Source organism: Candidatus Krumholzibacteriota bacterium (assembly GCA_016931295.1).
GTDB lineage: Bacteria > Krumholzibacteriota > Krumholzibacteriia > Krumholzibacteriales > Krumholzibacteriaceae > JAFGEZ01.
On the sequence record JAFGEZ010000001.1, the window covers coordinates 230624 to 250663 of the forward strand.

Below are 20040 nucleotides of genomic sequence, written 5' to 3' on the forward strand. Positions count from 1 at the left end.
GTTTCCGCGATTCGACTCTCACGATACGCCACATACCAGTAACGACACGTCTGGCTGACGGAGGGGAATGTCAATTGCTCAGCAGACGATTCTGATGTCTCGCCGGGGGGGCGGGTGCGTCCTCCTCGGGCCGTGTCGACTGCCGATCAGGTAATCAGCACGCACAACACGACAGGCTTCCGGGCCGGTTTTCCGCAGAAGACCGGAAGGGGGTGATCTGCGTCCAGGAGAACCGGCGTTCTCGCTGCAACGTTCGGTCGACTCAAACGAATCGGAGGGGTACATGAAACGCAGGTACATAGCATCGCTGCTCGTCCTGGCCGCGTGTCTCGCGCTCGGGACGCCCGTCGCGGCGGGCGCGGCGACGATCGAGGTCAGCCAGCCCGTCCAGGTGACCTTCGACGCTCACTACGAGCGCGGCCAGGCCATCGTCTTCGACGGCGCCGACTACTGGCTCTTCTACGGCCGGTCGGCGACCGTCACGGGCAACTACCAGAACGACAATCCCGACGTATACGACTACCAGGTCTACTTCAAGAAAGCCGCCTCCGTCGCCGGCCTCGCCGCGGCGACGGCGCAGGCGATTCCCGGGGCGGTGAACTGCTACAACGGCGAGATCGGCGCCGCGGTGCACGACGGCAGGGTCTGGACGTTCGCCGCCGTGCCATCGCTCAACTTCGCCGGACGCCGGAGCCTGTACGGCTGGTATACCGCCGACGGCGGGGCGACGTGGACACAGCGGGCCGACCTGGCGGACAACCTGCCGGACGGGGCCGCCCATCACGACGAGGTCTCCTTCGGCGGGGAACTCTTCGTCATGGCCAACTACCCCGACGGCAACGCCGGCTGGCACACGAAACACGCCGCCGATCCGACGGCGGCGACCATCTCGTGGAGCGCGTACGTTCCCCTGAACGCCGTCTCGAACCTCGTCAACGGCACGGGGCACTTCTTCGTCGACGGCGCGACGCTCCGCATCGCCATTCTGCGCACCAGCCCGAGCAAGGACAACAAGGTGCTCGAGTACGTCGCGTCTCCCGAGGCGTGGAGCGAGCTCTGCACGGCCGCCTCGACCGGCTGGGATCCGACGCTCGTCAAGGTCGGCTCCGCGTGGCTCTTCGCCCAGGCGCCCTGGACGAGCGACGGGGGCGGCTGGCAGCACGTCATCGGCTGGTCGGGGAGCGACCTCGCGACCCTGTTCACCGGCACGGCGACGATGATCTCCGAGGCGCGGTACGGCGTGAACACCTGGGTCGACATGTGGCCGATCGGTTTCACCGACGACGGCGGCACGAGCTATCTCTTCCTGACCTCCGAGCGCGACGAGCCCGGCCAGGAGGGGACCGGCAACATCTGGTTCTACGAGCTCGACTGGGATCTCGCCAGCGAGCACTTTTCCTGGGTGCAGGAGGGGATCGATGCGGCGTCGAGCGGCGACGTCGTGCGTGTCGCCGCGGGCACCTATGAGGAGAACGTTTCCGTCGGCGCGGGGATCGAGCTCCGGGGCGCCCAGGCGGGCGTCGACGCGCGCGGCCGTTCGGCCGACGAGACCGAGCTGACCTGCGCCGCCGGCGATCTCGTCACGATCGGCGGGAGCGGCGTCGTCCTCGACGGCCTCACTTTCTCCGGGACCGCGTCGGCGGGACGACTGGTCGACGGCGAGGATCACGGCGCCGGACTGCGCGTGTCGAACTGCCGCCTCGGCGGCACGGCGGTGCACGCCTTCTGGTTCAACGTCACCTCGCCCGGCATCCTCATCGAGAAGTGCGTCATCGACGGATCGTCGCTGACCGCATCGAACGCCCTCGGCTTCTTCGACGGGGCCGATGTCTTCGACGATCTCACGATCCGGGACAACGAGTTCGCTTCGGGGGAGATCTTCGCGGGGAACAAGACGTACAATTCCGCGCGGCTCGTCCTGAGCGGCAACCTCTTCGACGGGGCGCACCTCAACCTGTCGTCGCAGTTCCAGGACGCGACGATCTCGGGCAACACCTTCCGCAACAACGGCTACACGAACATGCAGGCGGGGCTGCTGAACTCGAGCGTGACCGGCAACGTCTTCGAGGCGACCGGCCCATCGCCCCATGCGGGGTATCCCTCCTCGGCGATGATGCTCTGGGGGGACAACTACGGGCTCACGCCGAGCGGGAACGTCGCGATCGAGGGGAACGTCTTCCACTTCAATGATTTCTCCGCGCCCGACGAGCCCTCGAACGGTCTCCGGATCCTCTCGGCGATCGACGCCGCGACGATCACGCTCGCCGGCAACGCCTTCGTCGACGGCGGCGCGGCGGTCGCGACCGCCGTGCTCAACGGCGGCACGGGCGTCGCCGACGCCTCCGGCAACTGGTGGGGCCACGCCGACACGGCGTCGGTCGCCGCGGTGGTCGATGCGAACGTCGACTACACCCCCTGGCTCGACGACGGGATCGACACGAGCGGCGATCCCGGCTTCCAGGGTGATTTCTCCGTCCTGCACGTCGACGACGACTCGCCGCAGGGCGGGGGTGGCGGGGGCTACGTCCAGGAGGGGATCGATCTCCTCTCCGGGAGCACGCTCTACCTGCACGCGGGGCTCTACGAGGGACAGGTGGAGATCGCCGGCGACATGACCCTCATCGGCGACGGGGCCGGATCGACGACGATCCTCTCGCCCGTGAACCTCGCCACCTTCTTCGGAACGAACTACCCGGTCGTCTACGTCCACGACGCCGACGACGTCACGATCCGCGATCTCACCGTCGACGGCGGCGGCAGGGGGAACGCCAACTACCGCTTCGTCGGCGTCGCCTTCAACAACGCCGGCGGCACCGTCCGCGACTGCGTCGTGACGGGGATCATGGACACCCCCTTCAGCGGCGCCCAGCACGGCGTCGCCCTCTACTCGTGGAACGACGACGGCGAGGCGCGTTCGATCGCGCTCGTCGACAACGTGATCGACGACTTCCAGAAGAACGCCGTGGCCTTCGCCTCCTCCGAGACGACGCCGCTCGTCGTCGATATCTCCGGCAACGACATCACCGGCGCCGGCGCGACCGACGTGACGGCGCAGAACGGCATCCAGCTCTACGGATCGCTCGTGAGCGGCTCGATCGACGGCAACACCGTCGCGGGTATCGGCTACGACAACACGGAAGCCGCGACCAAGTGGGTCGCCTCGAGCATCCTGCAGTACTACTCATCGGCCGACGTCACCGGCAACACCGTGACCGGCACGCACGTGGGGCTCTACAACTACGACGCCGCGGGACTCATCGAAGGCAACGATTTCGCGATCGAGAAGATCGGCGTCTCGGCCTTCGGGATCATCGCGACCGATCCGCCCGAGGTGGTGCCCTCGCCCATCGAGCCCGACGACCCGCCGGTCGGCCGCGGCATGCTCGCCGCGCCCCTGGCCCTCCTCTCCTCCGACATCGAGGGGAACTCGGTCGTCTTCGGCGGTTCCGACAACACGGCCACCTACGGCATCGAGGCCGACGGCGGCTACGCCACCGACGACCTCGCCCTCGCGATCACCGGCAACACGGTGACCGGCTTCGAGGTGGGGATCGAGATATGGCAGTGCCAGAGCGGCTGCGATACGGGCGTCTTCACGACGGTCTCGGCCAACGAGAACGACCTCGGAGGCAACACCCTCTTCGGTATCCGCTCGAACGCCGACTACATCACGGTCGACGGTCGCTGGAACTGGTGGGGGGACGCGACCGGACCGCGCCACGCGACGCTCAATCCCGGCGGCCTCGGCGTCCCGGTGAGCGACTACGTCCTCTTCGAGCCCTGGCTCGGGGCGGTCAACGCCGTCGCCATCTCCCCCGATTCCGCCGTCACGAACTGCACGACGCCCGAGACCCTCGTCTTCGGCATCGCGCAGGCGGGTCTCGCCGACGAGGTCCGCGGCTGGGAGGTGACCTTCACGGTCGATCCGGCCGTGGCGACCGTCGCCGACCCGGACGCCCACATCATCGAGGGCGACTGGCTCTCTGATGTCGGCACCACGCAGTTCTTCGTCCTCGACGGCGGGGGCGGCATCTACACGGTCGTCTGCGCGATCCTCGGCGGCGACACGGGCGCGACGGGAGCGGGGGAGCTCTTCTCCGTCCTCCTCACGCCGGTCGCTGACGGCGTCACGGCCGTCGCTGTGACCTCTCTCAAGATCCGCGACCTCGACAACGATCCGCTCGACGCGGCCGCCACGGGCGGCATGCTCCTCGTCGACTGCGATCCGCCGACGATGGAGCCGATCGCCGAGACGCCGGGCGGCTGGTACAACACGGCGCCCGTCCTCTCTAATTTCGGCTTCGACGACGACGAGAACCTCGACACCGCCGAGTACCGGATCGACGGCGGCGGCTGGACGGCCCTTTTCGCCGGGATAGACGCCCTCGAGTGGAACGACGACGGCTGGACCCTTCCCGGGTTCGACGCCCTCGCCCAGGGGGCGCACACCGTCTTCTTCCGCGTCGCCGACGACGCGGGGAACTGGAACGGCGAGGGGACGCCCGACACGTACTCCTGGCTCTTCAACAAGGACACCGTCGCCCCCGATCCGCCCACCTCGTTCGTCGCCCTCCCCGGGCATGACAAGGTGCACCTGACGTGGAGCAACCCGACCGGGGACGCGACCTTCGACCACGTCGAAATCCGTCGCGTCGCCTGGGGAGACTACCCCGAGTACGTCACCCCGCCGGCCTACCCGGTCGACCATACGCAGGGTGCGCATGTCGCGGCGGTGAGCGGCGAGTCGCACGACGATGCGCTCGCGACCCGCGACGTCTATTACTTCGCGGCCTTCTCCGTCGACCTGGCGGGCAACGTCAGCGTCTTCGACGCCGGCGCGGCCGACCGGTCGACGAGCTACTGGCTCGGCGACATCGCCTCGCCATGGGACGGCCTCGTCAACACGAGCGATCTCGTTCCCTTCTCGAACGCCTTCGGCACCGTCCAGGGCGGGCCGGGATGGTTCAACGAGTGCGACATCGGCCCGACCGACGACTGGCGCCGCAACGGCGTTCCCGAGCCCGACGACGCGGTCGATTTCGAGGACCTGATGATCTTCTCGATGAACCACGGCAACGTCTCGCCGCTCGGGCACCCGCTCGAGTTCGCGGAACGGGCGATCGAGTGTCTCGAGGATCTCGTCTCCGTGCGGCTCGAGCCCGCATCCGACGGATCGGGCGCGATCGCCGTCTTCCTGGAGAACCGCGCCTCCTCGCTGAAGGGAGTCAGGCTGGTCGTCTCGCACGACGCGCCGGTCGGGGTCCTTCCCGGCGAGGCGGCCGCCGGCGATTGCTTCGTCGGATCGATCGGCCGCGGTGAAGGCAGAACGGAGATCTGCGTCGCCGCCCTCGGCGTCGGCGCGGCGATCGAGAAGAGCGGTCCGATCGCTCTTCTCCGCGGCGCCGCCGCATGCGGCCTCGTCGAGGTCGAAGTCAGGGACATCGGCAACGAATCGGTCGAGCTCCTCTCCGGGGGAGGCGGCGGAAACGACGAGGTCCCGACGGTGACGCGGCTCTTCGGTAATTTCCCCAACCCGTTCAATCCCGTGACGACGATCCGTTTCGATCTCGCCTCGCCGGCGCCCGTGTCGATCCGTATCTACGACGCGTCCGGCCGGCTCGTGCGGATCCTCGTCGACGAGCGGCGCCTTCCCGGTTCCTACGAGGTGACCTGGAACGGGCGCAACGACACAGGTTCAGAGACGCCGAGCGGGGTCTATTTCTGCAGGATGTTCTGCGGAGGCTACGCCTCGACGAGCAAGATGGTCCTCCTGCGCTGATGCGCCGGAGGGGATGGGCGGCGGGGGGCGCTTCGGCGTCTCCCGCCTGCCCGATCTGCCGAAAAAGGATTCGTACGATGACGAAGAGATCGACGATGCGGATCGCCGCCGCGATCGCGGCGGCGGCACTGGCCGTCGCGGCGGCGGGAAGGGGGGCGTCCGACCCGCGGCTGTCGATCGAGCCGCTCCGGGCGACGATCGGGCCGGGGGAGCGCTGCACCCTGACCGTCTCGGTGGATGCCGCCGTCGATTCGCTGAGTTGCGTCGAGTGCCTGCTCGCCTGGGACGCGGCGGTCATCCGTTGCGTCGAAGCGGCCGAGGGGTCGCTCTACGCCGGGGCGGGTTTTCCCACGTTCTTCGACTGGACGCAGGAAACCGACGACACCGCGTCGGCGGCCGACTGCGTCCTCGGATACCGGAGTTTCGTCATCGCTCCCGGGGCACTGCTGCGATACGTGTTCGAGGGGATCGCCGACGGCGCCTGCGCCGTCTCGATCGCCGGTTCCCGGCTGTGGGACATCGACCGGACCGAACTCCAGCACCTCCGAGGAGAGCCCGCCTTCGTCTCGGTCGGCGACGCGGCCGGAGAAACGGCCCCCCGGGTACGGGCCCGGCTCTGGAACCGGCCGAACCCCTTCAATCCGTCGACGACCTTCTCGCTTTTCGTGCCGGGGGAGGCCGGCGACGCGGCGGGAGTGTCTTTCACACTGACGATATACGACGTTCGCGGCCGGCCGGTGCGCGCGCTCGCGTCGGGACGGATCCATCCCGGGGTGCACGAGTTTCCCTGGGACGGACGGAACGGGGCGGGGGTGCGCGTCGATGCCGGCGTGTATTTCGCCGTGGCGAGGGCGCCGGAACTCGAGCTCCGGCGGAAAGTCGTCATGGTTCGCTGAGAAAACGGAGGCCGGTATGATCACAGACATCCTGCGCGCGGCGATCGTTCTGCTGCTGTGCGCCGCCGCGGCGGTTCCGGCGGCGGGAGCGACGGCGGTCGTTCTCGTCGAGCCGGCCGATACGACCGTGTGCACGCCCGTGGCGTTTCCCGTGCGCATCTGCGCCGGCGATCCGGCCGCAAACCTGATGGGGTGGGATCTTCGCGTGGCCTACGACGGCAACGTGCTTTCCGTCGTCGACGTGACGGAGGGATCCCTGCCGGCGGGGTGCGGGCACCCGACCTTCTTCCGCCAACTCGACGACGAGGGGGGCGCGACGATCGTCCACGTGAACGGATCGATTCTCGGCGAGACGGTCGACGGTCCCGGCGCGCTCGTGACGATCTGGTTCAGCCCCGTCGCGCCGGGCATCTCTCCCGTTTTGATCATCGAGGCGGATCTGCGGGACGGCGAGAACACGCCGCTCGATCCCGCGGTCGTCCACGGATCGGTGACCGTCGACGCCGCCATCGGCCTCGCGGAGGCTTCCTGGGGAGAGATCAAGCGCCTGACACGCTGACCGCCGGCGATCGCGTAACCCGCGTTCTCCGGAACAATTACGAATTAGGGTTGACAGGATCCATGAGAAATAGGTAGAATACCCTATAAGCAACTCTCGCCGGGACTCGGCGCAACGGTAACATGTCAGAGGCTTCGGACGACGGTCCTCGACCGTCGTCGCGCAACGGTCGCGCGACGTGAAAGGAGGGAGGCCGGGAACGTATGTCGGCGATTCGCTGACCGGATGCACATGGGTCATATGTACCTGAACCGGAGGGGAAACCGATGAAGATTCTGCGAGTGACCTTCGCTCTTGCGCTTTCGCTGTTCCTCGCGATGCCCGTGGTCGCGGGACAGCCCAACAATGCGGTCTATTCCACGTACGGCGGCACGCTGCTCTGCGGCCGCGTCTCCGAGGCGTACTGCACCGCCACCCCGGGCGGGGGGCAGGTGGGCAACACGCAGGACGCGATGAGCTGGAACGCCGGCACGGGAACCCTGGGGGGACAGTGGCACCTCTCCGGGATGTCGATCGCCGAGCCGGGCGCCATCCTCAATGACGAGTTCATCGACGAGTTCGGCAACGGCTTTCGCGAGTACATCACCTACTACGAGAACGGCCGGTTCTGGCTCGAGGGGGCCCACTTCGGCGACGGCTCCGAGGATTACGAGGGGGATATCACCTTCTACCGGGTGACGACCACGATGTCGATCGTCGGCGGCGCGGTCGTCGGCGCGACGTCGAACGCCTACTTCACCGGCGTCTTCGATTCCCCGTACCATCACTGTTTCATCGAATACACGATCGCCACGGTGATCATGGTGTGGCATCCCGCCTGGGGCATGACGATGCCGTCCGACTACCCCGGCTGGTACTGCGGCAACACGGGCGAGCTCTTCGACGTCTGCGGAATCAGCGCCAGCATCGACTGCGAGACGGCGACCGAGGAGTCCACCTGGGGGGCCATCAAGACGACGTATCGCAAATAGGACGTGTGACTGCCGCGTTCGCAGCAGTCCCGGCGGGGGATCGGTGGGGAGCAGGCCGGTCCCCCGCACCGCTATTGACCTCGACCCGCGTATCTGCTAGATTTCCCTGTCCATCCATCGTGCGTCACGCCGTTTCCTGCAAGGAGGCAACCGCTTGCAATACGGTCTCTTGCGACTCCGGGTCTTCCTGCCTGTCATCCTCGTTCTCCTCGTCGCGCCGGCGGCCGTCGTCGCCGGGGAAAACGAGGATTACCGGTTCGCCAGGAGACTGCAGGATGACCGCATGTTCGCCGCCGCCGCCGAGGAATACCTGCGGTTCGCCGACGCATGGCCTCGCAGCGTCTTCAGGCCCGCGGCCCTCATGGGAGCGGGGGAGTGCTGGATGCAGGCCGCCGAGGCCGAGCGGGCCCTCGACGTCTTCGATCGTCTCCTGCGGGAGCACCCCGGCGACGAGGGCGCCTGCAAGGCGCGCTTCTATCGCGGGCGCATCTACGAGTCGATGAAGCGGTACCGCCTCGCCGCGGAGGAGTACGGGCGCATCCCCGACGAGTACGCAGGGTGCGCCTTCGTCGACGACGCGCTTCTCGAATCGGGGGAGAGTCTCATCGCGGCCGGCGAGTTCGCCGCGGCCGCCACGGCGCTCCGACGTCTCGCCGACGAGCACCGGGACAGCGAGCTCGCGCCGCGCGCCTCCTACAGCCTGGCCGTCGCCCTCGAGAAGATCGGACGCGATCTCGAGGCGGCCGCCGTCCTCGAGGCGCTCGTCGACGATCATCCCGCCTCGCCCGTCGCCGCCCTCGCCCTCCAGCGGCTCGCGGAGCGCGATCTCGCCGCCGGCGACCGCGCCGCCGCCGAGGCCCGCTTCCGCCGCATACTCGACCGGTACCGCGAGCCGTCGCTCCGGGAGACGGCCGCGCGGCGGATAGTCGAGATCCGCGCCGGGCGCGGCGACGACGCGGGGGCCCTCGACGCGGCCGGCCTCTTTCTCCGCGACTTCCCGGAATCGAAGATGCGGGCGCAGGTCTATCGCGAGGCGATCGAGGCCGCCCGCCGGCTCGACCGCGGGGAACGCGCGCTCGAGCTGATCGGGGAGGGGATCGCCACAGGCGCGGTCCGCGACACGACGGGCGAGCTCACGCTCCTCGGCGCCCGCATCCTCGCACAGCGAGGACGGCGGGAGGAGGCTCTCGCCGCGCTCGGAACGTTCCGGCGCCTGTTTCCCGCGTCGGACGGTTTCGCCGAGGCCCTGGCGCTCGATGCGTCTCTCCGCCGGGCCGGCGGAGAGCCCGCCGAGGCGTCGCGGCTCTATCATCTCGCCCTCCTCGAGGACGCGCCGGCCGGCGCGCGCCTCGACATCCTCGAGGCCCTCGCGGAAATCGCGGCCGCCGAGCTCGCCGACACGCTCGCCGCGCTCCGGTACCTCGACATGATAGCCGGCGAGGACGCCGGAGGCGAACGGGCCGCGGCGGCGCTTTTCTCCGCCGGCCTCATCCGGGAGGCGGCCGGCGACGCTGCGGGCGCACGCCGTCGCTACGAGCGGGTCGTCGCCGGCTATCCCGGCAGCGGGGAGGCCGGGCGGGCCGAGGCGAGGCTCGAGGCGCTCGCCCTTCGCCCCGAAGCAAGCGCCGCCGTCCTGCGATCGCTCGCCTCCGTGGCGGCGAGCGATCGTGGAAGCGCGGAGCGGCGGATCGACGCCGCCGTCCTGCTCCTCGAGGAGGCGGGGGAGGCCGTGGTGGCGGGGCGGCTTCTCGACGAGGCCCTTCGTGGCGAGATCGCCGACACGCTCCGCGCCCGGGCGCGCTTCTACCGGGCCGCCGCCCATCTGCGCCGCCACCGGCTCGACGTCGCCGGCGGCGGAACGGGCGGCGACGAACGCAAGAAGGCGCTCTCCCTCTGGGTGGGCGTCGCCCGCGACAACGCCGGCACGCGATGGGGTCGGGCCGCGCACCGCGCCTATCTCGAGGAGAAGGAGGCGGACTGGGACCTGAACGAGCGTCTCCGGCGCCTCGACGAGTTCATCGGCCTCTACGGCGACGGGCCGGATCGCTGGTGGGCCCTCGGCCGGAAGATCGACGCCCTCTACGGCGTCGCCTCCGCCGGAGAGCGATGGGCGGCGGACAGCGCCCTCTCGCTCTGCGCCGCCGTCCTCGAGAAAGCGGCCTCCCCGCCGGTCGCGCGGGAAGCGCTCCTCAAGAGCGGGTATCTCCGCCGGATGACCGGGGACGCCGAGGGCGCAGCGACGGCGCTCACCTCCTTCGCCGGCCGGTACGGCGACGATCCGCGCGCGCCGGCCGCCCTCTACGACGCGGGAGAGACGCTTCTCCGCCTCGGCAGGTACGACGAGGCCCTCGACCGGTACGAGCGCTGCCTCGAGGGCACCGGTCTGCGGCGGCTCGCCGGGCGGTGCGCCCTGCGGATCGGGGACTGCCACTACTACCTGCGACGGTGGGAGCAGGCGGCCGGCGCCTACAACGACTTCGGCGACCGCTACGGTGACGGGCCCCTCGCCGGCGAGGCGGCCTACCGGGAAGCCCTCGCTCGCGAGCAGCTCGGCCAGGGGGAGGCGGTCGACCGTCTTCTCGGACTGCTCGCGTCGCGCGACGACCTCGCCAGCGACCTGCGGGCCCGCGTCCTCGGCATGCTCGCCCGGCGGACGATGGCACGGGGCGAAACCGGGGAGGCCCGCGAATTCGTCGACGAGCTCGTCTCGATCGAGCGGACCGCCGCGACCCTCTCTCTCAGGGCCGATCTCCTGCTGGCCCTCGGCGAGAACGAAGAGGCCGCGAAAACCTACGAACGGGTACTCGGTCTCGATGGCGCAGACACGTGCGCCGTTCTGTCCGGCGAGGCGACGGCCCGCTACCGCGCGGGTGACGGCCGGCGTGGCGACCGTGGGCTGGCGCTGCTCGAGGAGCGCTGCCCGGGCAAAGCGGCGGCGGTCCTCCTCGAGAAGGGAAAGACCGAGGCGGAATCGGAACGGTGCGACGAGGCGGAAGCGACGCTCGGGTCGCTGCGCGAGCGGTTCCCCGGCACGAAAGCGGCCTCCGAGGCGCTCTTTCATCTCGCGCGGTGCGACATCAAGCGCGGCGGGTATGACCGGGGAATCGAGCGCCTGCGCCGCTTCCTCGGCGAGTCGCCCGATTCGCCGATCGTCGACCAGGTCTATTTCAAGCTCGCCTCCGCCCACTACGCGGCGGGAGACCTGAACCTCGCCTCGGCGAACTACGCGCTCGCCGCCGAGGCGGCGAGAGACCGCGACACGCGCTTCCTCGCGCTGCAGAACGTCGGCCGGGTCGAGCAGCGCCTCGAGAACTGGGACAAGGCGGCGGAGGCCTGGCACACGCTCGCCGAGGAATTCCCCGGCCGCGAGGCATCGATCGAGGCCCTCTTCAATCTCGGCTTCTGTTACACGCAGTCGGGCCGGTTCGAGCTCGCCTGGGAGGTCTACCGCCGCATCCCCGGCATCGCCGTGAACGAGGAGCAGCGCGGGCGTGCGCATTACTGGTCGGGCGCGGTGCTCAAGAATCTCGGCCGGTACGACGAGGCGATCCGCGAATTCCTGCGCGTACCCTACCTCCAGACGGGCGGGATGTGGGGCGTGACGGCGAAGCTCGAGGCGGCGGGGGCGTACGAGATGACGGGACGGTTCGATGAGGCCGAAAGAATCTACCGGGCCGTTCTCGAATCCCACGGCCCCGATTCGGACTGGGGGCGCATCGCCGCGGGCGGGCTCGAACGGATCGACGCCCGGCGGAACGGGGACGGGAAGGATCGGTAGCGATGGCGCGTGATCACCTCGTCGTCAGGGGTGCGCGGGAGCACAACCTCAAGAACATCACGGTCTCGATACCGCGAAACCGGCTCGTCGTGGTGACGGGGCTCAGCGGGTCGGGGAAGTCCTCCTTCGCCTTCGATACGATCTATGCCGAGGGCCAGCGCCGGTACGTCGAATCCCTCTCGAGCTACGCGCGCCAGTTCCTCGAGCAGATGGAGAAGCCCGACGTCGATTCGATCGAGGGACTCTCCCCGGCGATATCGATCGACCAGAAGACCACCTCGCGCAACCCGCGGTCGACCGTGGGAACGATCACCGAGATCTACGATTATCTCCGCGTCCTCTTCGCGCGGATCGGGCGTCCGCACTGCCCGGGGTGCGGCCGGGAGATCGCCCGGCAATCGACCGCGCAGATCGTCGACCGGATCGCGGCGGCGCCCGCGGGCTCGCGCCTCGTGATCATGGCGCCGGTGGTCCGCGGCCGGAAGGGCCAGCACCGCGCCCTGCTCGCCCGGCTCGCCCGCGAGGGATTCACCCGCGTGCGCGTCGACGGGAAGACGATGGAACTGGGCGAGGAGATCGATCTGGAGAAGAACAGGAAGCACGACATCGAGGTCGTCGTCGACCGCGTGAAGATGCGCGACGGGGTCGCGGGACGGCTCGCCGACTCGGTCGAGACGGCCTCGCGCGTGGGCGGCGGCGTCATCCTCGTCGATACGGGGGGCGAGGAACAGCTCTTCAGCATGGAGTTCTCCTGCCCCTGGTGCGGCGTAAGCCTCGGCGAGGTCTCGCCGCGCATGTTCTCCTTCAACTCGCCGTACGGGGCGTGCCCCGACTGCCACGGACTCGGCACGAGCATCGACCTGGCCGAGGAGCTCGTCGTCCCCGACGCGTCCGTCGGCATCGCCGCCGGGGCGATCGCCTCGGTCGGCCCCCTCAGGGACAACTGGTTCCGCTACCGCCTCGAGGCCCTCGCGGAGAAGATGCGCTTCTCCCTCGAGACGCCCTTCGGGAAGCTTCCGAAGAAGGTGCGCCTCGCCGTCCTCAACGGGTCGGAGGAGGAGATCGTCGTCCGGTACGACTTCGAGCGGGGCAAGGGGGAGTACTACACGCAGTGGGAGGGGATCATCCCCAACCTCCGGCGCCGCTACCGCCAGACCAGTTCCGACGCGGTCCGGCGGTGGATCGAGCAGTACATGACCTCCAGCCCCTGCGCGACCTGCGGCGGGGCGCGCCTCCGCCCGGAGAGCCTCGCAGTGACGGTCGCGGGGCAAACGATCGCCGAGGTGACCGCCCTGACGATCGACCGGGCGAGGAACTTCTTCGATGAGCTGCCCCTGTCGGGGAACGCGGAGCTGATCGGCAAACCGCTCGTCAGGGAGATCCAGGCCCGCCTCCGGTTTCTCGGCGACGTCGGGCTGGATTACCTCGCCCTCGACCGTTCGGCCGGGACCCTCGCCGGGGGCGAGGCGCAGCGGATCAGGCTCGCCACGCAGATCGGTTCGAAGCTCGTCGGCGTCCTGTACATCCTCGACGAGCCCTCGATTGGCCTCCACCAGCGGGACAACGCGCGGCTGATCGATACGCTCAGGGAGCTGCGGGACGCGGGGAACACGGTCATCGTCATCGAGCACGACCGCGACACGATACTGGCAGCCGACTGGGTCGTCGACCTGGGACCCGGCGCCGGGGAACGGGGAGGGGAGGTCGTCGCCGTCGGGCCCCCCGCCGAGATCGTCGAGACCGAGAAAAGCCTCACGGGTCGCTACCTGAAGACGGAGCGGTTCTTCGATCTCAAGGACGGCGGCGGGCGCGGCTCCGGGAAGTCGCTGGTCCTCCGCGGGGCGCGCGAGAACAACCTCGGGAACATCGACGTCTCCTTCCCCCTCGGCACGCTCGTCTGCGTCACCGGCGTGTCGGGATCGGGGAAGAGCACGATGGTCAACGACATCCTCTTCCGCGCCCTTCACCGGCGGTTCCACCGTTCCTCCGTGCTCCCCGGCGACCACGACGGCGTGGAGGGCATCGAGCACGTCGACAAGGTGATCAACATCGACCAGTCGCCGATCGGGCGGACGCCGCGGTCGAACCCGGCGACCTACACGGGGCTCTTCGGCCCGATCCGCGATCTTTTCGCCCGGCTTCCCGAATCGCGGATGCGCGGGTACCGTCCCGGCCGCTTCAGCTTCAACGTGAAGGGCGGGCGCTGCGAGACGTGCCGGGGAGACGGGATGATAAAGGTCGAGATGCATTTCCTCCCCGACGTCTACGTCCACTGCCAGGAGTGCAAGGGCAGGCGCTACAACCGCGAGACGCTCGAGATCCCCTTCAAGAACCGCAATATCGCCGAGGTCCTCGACATGACCGTCGAGGAGGCGCTCGTCTTCTTCGAGAACATCTCGTCGATCCGGCGGAAGCTCCAGGTGCTGCACGACGTCGGTCTCGGGTACATCCGCCTCGGCCAGCCGGCGACGACCCTCTCCGGCGGCGAGGCGCAGCGGGTCAAGCTGGCGACCGAACTTTCCAAGATCGGCACGGGGCGGACGCTGTATATACTTGACGAGCCGAGCACCGGGTTGCACTTTGAGGACGTCAAGCTCCTGATGACGGTCCTCGACCGACTCGTGGACAAGGGCAACACCGTGCTCGTCATCGAGCACAACCCGGACATCATCAGGTGCGCCGATCACATCATCGATCTCGGACCGGAGGGGGGAGACCGCGGCGGGGAAGTGGTGTTCGCCGGTCCGCCGTCCGCGATCGTCGATTGCGAGGAGAGTTACACGGGACGCATGCTCCGGCGCTTCGTGCGCCGGTGACGGCGGGGGCATTTCGTTTGCCTTCCGCCGCGGCTGTCGGGTAGGATGACACAACGGGGGTGATTCATGGCACGGAAGACGCCGATCTACGAATCGCACGTGGAACGGGGCGGCAGGATCGTCGAATTCGCCGGCTACGAGATGCCGGTCTCCTTCGAGGGGATCGTCGCCGAGCACGGACGGGTGCGCAACGGGGTCGGGCTCTTCGACGTCAGTCACATGGGCGAGATCTGGATCACGGGCGACGCCGCCCGCCGGTTCGCCGACTGGACCGTCACGAACAACGTCGGAAAGCTCGATGCCGGGCAGATCTGCTACACGACCTGCTGCAACGAGGAGGGGCACGTCCTCGACGACCTGCTCGTCTACAAGTTCGGCGAGGAGCGGATCCTCCTCGTGGTGAACGCGGCGAACGTCGACAAGATCGACGCGCACCTGCGCGACGTCGTCCGCTGGGACGTCCACCTCGAGAACCGCACCCTCGAGACCGGGCAGATCGCCGTCCAGGGACCGGCCTCGCGGGAGCTGCTCATGCGTATCCAGCTCTGCGCGCCGATCCGCGACGAGATCGAAACGATGCCCTACTACCGGTTCGTCTCCTTCGAGAAAAACGGTGCCGAGGTGCTGGTCTCGAGGACCGGCTACACCGGCGAGCTGGGCTACGAGATCTATCTCCCCGCGCATCTCGCGCTCGACGCGTGGAACGAGCTGCTCGAGGCGGGAACGGATCTCGGCGTCGCGCCGATCGGGCTCGGCGCGCGGGACACCCTGCGGTTCGAGCCCTGCTACTGCCTCTACGGGAACGAGCTCGACGAGAAGACCTCGCCGCTCGAGGCGGGCCTTTCCTGGGTCGTGAAGCTGAAGAAGGGCGATTTCATCGGCCGCGACGCCCTCGCGGCGGAGAAGGAGGCGGGGCCGCCCCGCAGCCTCGTCGGGTTCGAGATCGAGGGGCGCGGCATCGCGCGCCACGGCTTTCCCGTGATGCTGGGCGGCGAGACCGTCGGAGCCGTCACCTCCGGCACCTTCGGTCCGACGCTCGGAAAGAGCCTCGCCCTCGCGCTCGTCTCGAGCGCCGCGGCGACGGAAGAAGAGGGATTCACGGTGGACATCCGCGGCCGGGCGGTTCCCGCCGCGCGGGTGCGACTGCCGTTCTACAAGAGTCGTTCGATGGACTGACCGGTCTCCGAAAGGAAGGTGCATGATGCATCCGGAGGATTGCAAGTACACGAAAGAGCACGAATGGGTGTTCGTCGAGGGTGACGTCGCGGCGATCGGCATCAGCGAGTACGCGACGGGCGAGCTCGGCGACATCGTCTACATCGAGCTGCCCGAGGTGGGGACGAGCGTGAAGCAGATGGACCCGATCGGCACGATCGAGGCGGTCAAGACGGTGGCCGAGCTCTTCTCGCCGGTGAGCGGCGAGGTCGTCGAGGTCAACGAGGAGATCGTGAACGCCCCCGAGATCGTCAACAAGAGCCCCTACGAGGACGGCTGGTTCATCAAGATCCGCATGACGGACACCGGCGAGCTCGACGTGCTCTTCAGCCACGACGAGTACCAGGAATTCCTCGGCGAGCAGGAAGACGAGAGTTGACACCGACCAGAAGGAACGCCACATGAGCTACGTTCAGAACACCGACAACGATCGGGCCGCGATGCTCGAGGCGATCGGCGTCTCCTCGTTCGACGAGCTCATCGCCCCGATCGCGCCCGACCTGCGCGTCGTGGGAGAGCTCGCCGTGGGGGCGCCGATGAGCGAGGCGGAGACGATCGCCCTCGGACGCGAACGCGCGTCGGCGAACCGTCCCGCCACGGCGGCCGCCTCCTTTCTCGGCGGCGGGATCTACGACAGGCACATACCCGCGGTCGTGCGCTACGTGCTGTCGCGCAGCGAGTTCTACACGTCGTACACGCCCTACCAGGCGGAGGTGAGCCAGGGGACGCTCCAGGCGATCTACGAGTACCAGAGCATGATCGCCCGTCTCACCGCGATGGACGCGGCGAACGCGTCGCTCTACGACGGGGCGACGGCCCTCGCCGAGGCGGCGTTGATGGCCTGCTCGATCACCAGGATCCCGCGGGTGCTCGTGCCGGCGGCGCTTCCGGGGGCCGTGAGGCGCCTGCTGGCGACCTACGCGGCCGGGCGCGGGATCGAGATCGACGAGATCCCCTTCACCGGCGAGGGGACGCTCGACGAGGCGGCGCTCAGGGAACTCCTCGAGCGTCCAGCCGCGGCGGTCGTCCTCGCGCAGCCGAACTTCTTCGGCGTCATCGAGGACGCCCCGGCCGTCTCGGCGATGGCGCACGGGGCGAAGGCCCTCCTCATCGCGTCGGTCGATCCCTTTTCCCTGGCCTTGCTGACGCCCCCCGGCGAATACGACGCCGACATCGTCGTCGGCGAGGGGCAGTCGCTCGGCAACCCGATGAATTTCGGCGGCCCGCTGCTCGGATTCTTCGCGGCGAAGAGCGCGTATCTCCGCCGCTGCCCGGGGCGCCTGATCTCGGCGACGGTCGACCGTGAGGGTAATCGCGGCTTCGTGATGACCCTCCAGACGCGCGAGCAGCACATCCGCCGGGAGAAGGCCACCTCGAACATCTGCACGAACGAGGGGCTCTGCGCACTCGCCGCCGGCGCCTACCTGTCCGCCCTCGGCGAGACGGGGTTCCGCGACGTCGCCCTCCAGAGCGCGACGAAGGCGCACGCACTCCGGCGGATGCTCGAGGAGACCGGCGCCGTCGAATTCCCCTTCGGCGGACGGTTCTTCCAGGAGTTCGTCCTCGAACTCCCCGGACCGGCCTGCGTCTTCCTCGAGCGGGCCCGGAAGGCCGGCGTCCTCGCCGGCATCCCGCTGGCGGCGGACTTCCCCGCCCTCGGCGAGGGAGCCCTGCTCGTGGCGGTCACGGAAAAGCGGACGATGCGGGAGCTCGAGACCTACCGGGACCTCGTCCGGGAGACGGGAGGCGGACGATGACGAAGACGATCTTCGAGATCGGCCTGAACGGCCGGAGCGGCGACTACGTCCCGGCGAGCGACGTGCCCGCGGAAGGACTCGACCTGCCGATCGAGCGTACCGGCCCGATCGGCCTGCCGTCGGTGGGCGAGCAGGACCTGGTCCGGCACTACGTCGAGCTGGCGGCGAAGAACTATCACATCGACAAGGGGATGTATCCGCTCGGTTCCTGCACGATGAAATACAATCCCCTGATGAACGAGGAGGTGGCGGGGCTCGAGGGCTTCACCGGGCTTCATCCGGCGCAGGACGCCGGCGACGTCCAGGGGGCGCTTCGTCTCATGCACGAGCTCGAGCGCGACCTCTGCGAGATCACCGGCATGAGCGCCTTCACGCTCCAGCCGGTCGCGGGCGCGCACGGCGAGCTCACCGGCATGATGATCGCGCGCGACTGGTTCCGCGACCGCGGCGAGACCGACCGGCGGACGGTGATCGTCCCCGATTCGGCGCACGGGACCAACCCGGCGAGCGTCGTCTCCTGCGGATTCGTCCCGAAGGTGCTCGCCTCCGACGAGCGCGGGATGGTGGAGCCGGCGGCCCTTCGCGGGGCGGTCGGCGACGACACGGCGGTTCTCATGCTCACCTTGCCGAACACCCTCGGCATCTTCGAGCGGGACATCGCCGCGATCGTCGGGATCGTCCACGACGCGGGCGGGCTCGTCTACATGGACGGGGCGAACATGAACGCCCTCCTCGGCATCGTTCAACCCGGCGCGATCGGGATCGACATCATGCATCTCAACCTCCACAAGACCTTCTCGACGCCGCACGGCGGGGGCGGTCCCGGATCGGGGCCGGTCGGGGTGCGCGGGCACCTGGCCGATTTCCTCCCCGTTCCGCGCGTCGTGGAGGAGAAGGGACGCTTCCGGCTCTCCGGCGAGTCGAGCAAGACGATCGGGTGCGTCCACCGCTGGAACGGCAATTTCAACGTTCTCGTCAAGGCCTGGGCCTACATCCGCCGCCTCGGCGGGCGGGGGCTGCGGGAAGCGTCGGAGAACGCGATCATCAACGCGAACTACCTGATGAAGCTCGTCTCAAGGCACTACCGGGTCACGTACCCCGGGCCCTGCATGCACGAGTTCGTCGCATCGGGCGCCGGCCTGAAGCCGCACGGCGTGAAGACGCTCGACGTGGCCAAGCGGCTGCTCGACTACGGCCTGCACGCGCCGACCGTCTACTTCCCGTTGATCGTCGAGGAGGCCCTGATGATCGAGCCGGTCGAGACGGAGAAGAGGGAGGCGCTCGACGGATTCGCCGCCGCGATGGAAGCGATCGCGCGCGAGGCGGCGGAAAATCCCGACCTGCTGCACGACGCCCCGGTGACGACGCCGGTGCGCCGGCTCGACGAGGCGGGGGCGGCCCGCAACCCGGACCTCTGCTGGTCCGGCGAATGCGCCGGCGACTGACCCCCGAACGGCCGCGCCGCCGGGCACGCGGCGCGGCGACGGGATACGGTGCCGCATGAACCGCTGGATTCTGCTCGACGACGACGCCCTTCCCGGCGCCGAGAACATGGCGCGTGACGAGTATCTGCTCTCCCGCGCGGAATCGGGAGGCGGAGCGCCAGCGCTCCGCCTCTACTCCTTTTCGCCGCCGGCCCTCACCGTCGGCTTCCACCAGGATCCCTTCCGCGTCCTCGATATCGATGCGGTCCGCGCCGACGGCGTCGACGTCGTCAGGCGGATCACGGGCGGCCGGGCCCTGCTGCACGCCGGGGAGCTGACCTACTGCGTGACGGCCCCCCTCGACGATCCCGCGCTCGGCGGCGGGCTCCAGGAGACCTTCCTCGGCATCTCCGGCGCGATCGTCGACGCCCTCCGCCTTCTCGGCGTCGAGGCGGAGCTCGCGAGCGGCCGCTCGTACGGACGCGAGCGGGGCACGGCCTCCCCGTGCCTCGTCTCGGCGAGCCGCCACGAGATCGCCGTGCGCGGCCGGAAGATCGTCGGCAGCGCGCAGCGGCGGACGCGGCGCGCCTTGCTCCAGCACGGATCGATCCTGCTCGACGGCGATTCGACGCGCATCGGACGGTATCTCGGCGGGTCGTGGAGCAACCTCGAGGATCAGGTGACGAGCATTTCGGAGGAGACCGGCGCCCCGGCGGACGCCGCGCGGCTCAGGCAAGAGCTCGTCGCCGCCTTCGGCGCCCGGTTCGGCGTCGACTGGCGACCGCTCGTCCTCGGGGAGAGGGAGATCGAGGAAATAGCGCATCTGGCGGCGGCGAAGAGAAACG

11 protein-coding genes are annotated in these 20040 nt (G+C 69.0%); all 11 read left to right on the forward strand.

All coding sequences use genetic code 11. The features are described from left to right. The first annotated feature begins 283 nt into the window (after positions 1–283). Complete coding sequence (locus JW876_00915; GenBank protein ID MBN1884066.1) at positions 284–5779, forward strand: T9SS type A sorting domain-containing protein; 5496 nt, start codon at positions 284–286, stop codon at positions 5777–5779. A 77-nt stretch (positions 5780–5856) separates the two neighbouring features. Then, positions 5857–6675: a hypothetical protein gene (locus tag JW876_00920; GenBank protein ID MBN1884067.1), complete on the forward strand. Its 819-nt coding sequence runs from the start codon at positions 5857–5859 to the stop codon at positions 6673–6675. A 16-nt stretch (positions 6676–6691) separates the two neighbouring features. After that, positions 6692–7234 (forward strand): hypothetical protein, encoded by a 543-nt coding sequence (locus JW876_00925; protein ID MBN1884068.1) that lies wholly within the window; start codon positions 6692–6694, stop codon positions 7232–7234. A gap of 266 nt (positions 7235–7500) precedes the next feature. Further along, positions 7501–8205, forward strand: a complete 705-nt coding sequence (locus tag JW876_00930; GenBank protein ID MBN1884069.1) for a hypothetical protein — start codon at positions 7501–7503, stop codon at positions 8203–8205. Positions 8206–8359: 154 nt separating this feature from the next. After that, entirely contained in the window at positions 8360–11983 is a 3624-nt protein-coding gene (locus JW876_00935; protein MBN1884070.1) for a tetratricopeptide repeat protein, read from the forward strand. 2 nt (positions 11984–11985) lie between these two features. Beyond that, positions 11986–14799, forward strand: coding sequence for an excinuclease ABC subunit UvrA (gene uvrA / locus JW876_00940; GenBank protein MBN1884071.1), 2814 nt, complete (start codon positions 11986–11988; stop codon positions 14797–14799). A 66-nt stretch (positions 14800–14865) separates the two neighbouring features. Continuing rightward, entirely contained in the window at positions 14866–15975 is a 1110-nt protein-coding gene (gene gcvT / locus JW876_00945; GenBank protein ID MBN1884072.1) for a glycine cleavage system aminomethyltransferase GcvT, read from the forward strand. A 22-nt stretch (positions 15976–15997) separates the two neighbouring features. Continuing rightward, positions 15998–16393 (forward strand): glycine cleavage system protein GcvH, encoded by a 396-nt coding sequence (gene gcvH, locus JW876_00950; protein MBN1884073.1) that lies wholly within the window; start codon positions 15998–16000, stop codon positions 16391–16393. A 22-nt stretch (positions 16394–16415) separates the two neighbouring features. Then, complete coding sequence (gene gcvPA, locus JW876_00955; GenBank protein MBN1884074.1) at positions 16416–17771, forward strand: aminomethyl-transferring glycine dehydrogenase subunit GcvPA; 1356 nt, start codon at positions 16416–16418, stop codon at positions 17769–17771. Next, on the forward strand, positions 17768–19216 hold the full coding sequence (gene gcvPB, locus JW876_00960) for an aminomethyl-transferring glycine dehydrogenase subunit GcvPB (GenBank protein MBN1884075.1): 1449 nt from the start codon (positions 17768–17770) through the stop codon (positions 19214–19216). The genes gcvPA and gcvPB overlap by 4 nt, the downstream gene beginning before the upstream one ends. 55 nt (positions 19217–19271) lie before the next feature. Then, positions 19272–20040, forward strand: a 769-nt coding sequence (locus JW876_00965) for a lipoate--protein ligase family protein (protein ID MBN1884076.1), incomplete at its 3' end; no start/stop codon positions are given.

Excerpts from the sequence above, each read along its gene's own strand:
- JW876_00920 (MBN1884067.1), top strand. The coding sequence starts at position 5,857 with ATGACGAAGAGATCGACGATGCGGATCGCCGCCGCGATCGCGGCGGCG.
- gcvPA (MBN1884074.1), top strand. The coding sequence starts at position 16,416 with ATGAGCTACGTTCAGAACACCGACAACGATCGGGCCGCGATGCTCGAG.
- gcvPB (MBN1884075.1), top strand. The coding sequence starts at position 17,768 with ATGACGAAGACGATCTTCGAGATCGGCCTGAACGGCCGGAGCGGCGAC.
- JW876_00925 (MBN1884068.1), top strand. The coding sequence starts at position 6,692 with ATGATCACAGACATCCTGCGCGCGGCGATCGTTCTGCTGCTGTGCGCC.
- gcvH (MBN1884073.1), top strand. The coding sequence starts at position 15,998 with ATGATGCATCCGGAGGATTGCAAGTACACGAAAGAGCACGAATGGGTG.
- uvrA (MBN1884071.1), top strand. The coding sequence starts at position 11,986 with ATGGCGCGTGATCACCTCGTCGTCAGGGGTGCGCGGGAGCACAACCTC.
- JW876_00915 (MBN1884066.1), top strand. The coding sequence starts at position 284 with ATGAAACGCAGGTACATAGCATCGCTGCTCGTCCTGGCCGCGTGTCTC.
- gcvT (MBN1884072.1), top strand. The coding sequence starts at position 14,866 with ATGGCACGGAAGACGCCGATCTACGAATCGCACGTGGAACGGGGCGGC.
- JW876_00930 (MBN1884069.1), top strand. The coding sequence starts at position 7,501 with ATGAAGATTCTGCGAGTGACCTTCGCTCTTGCGCTTTCGCTGTTCCTC.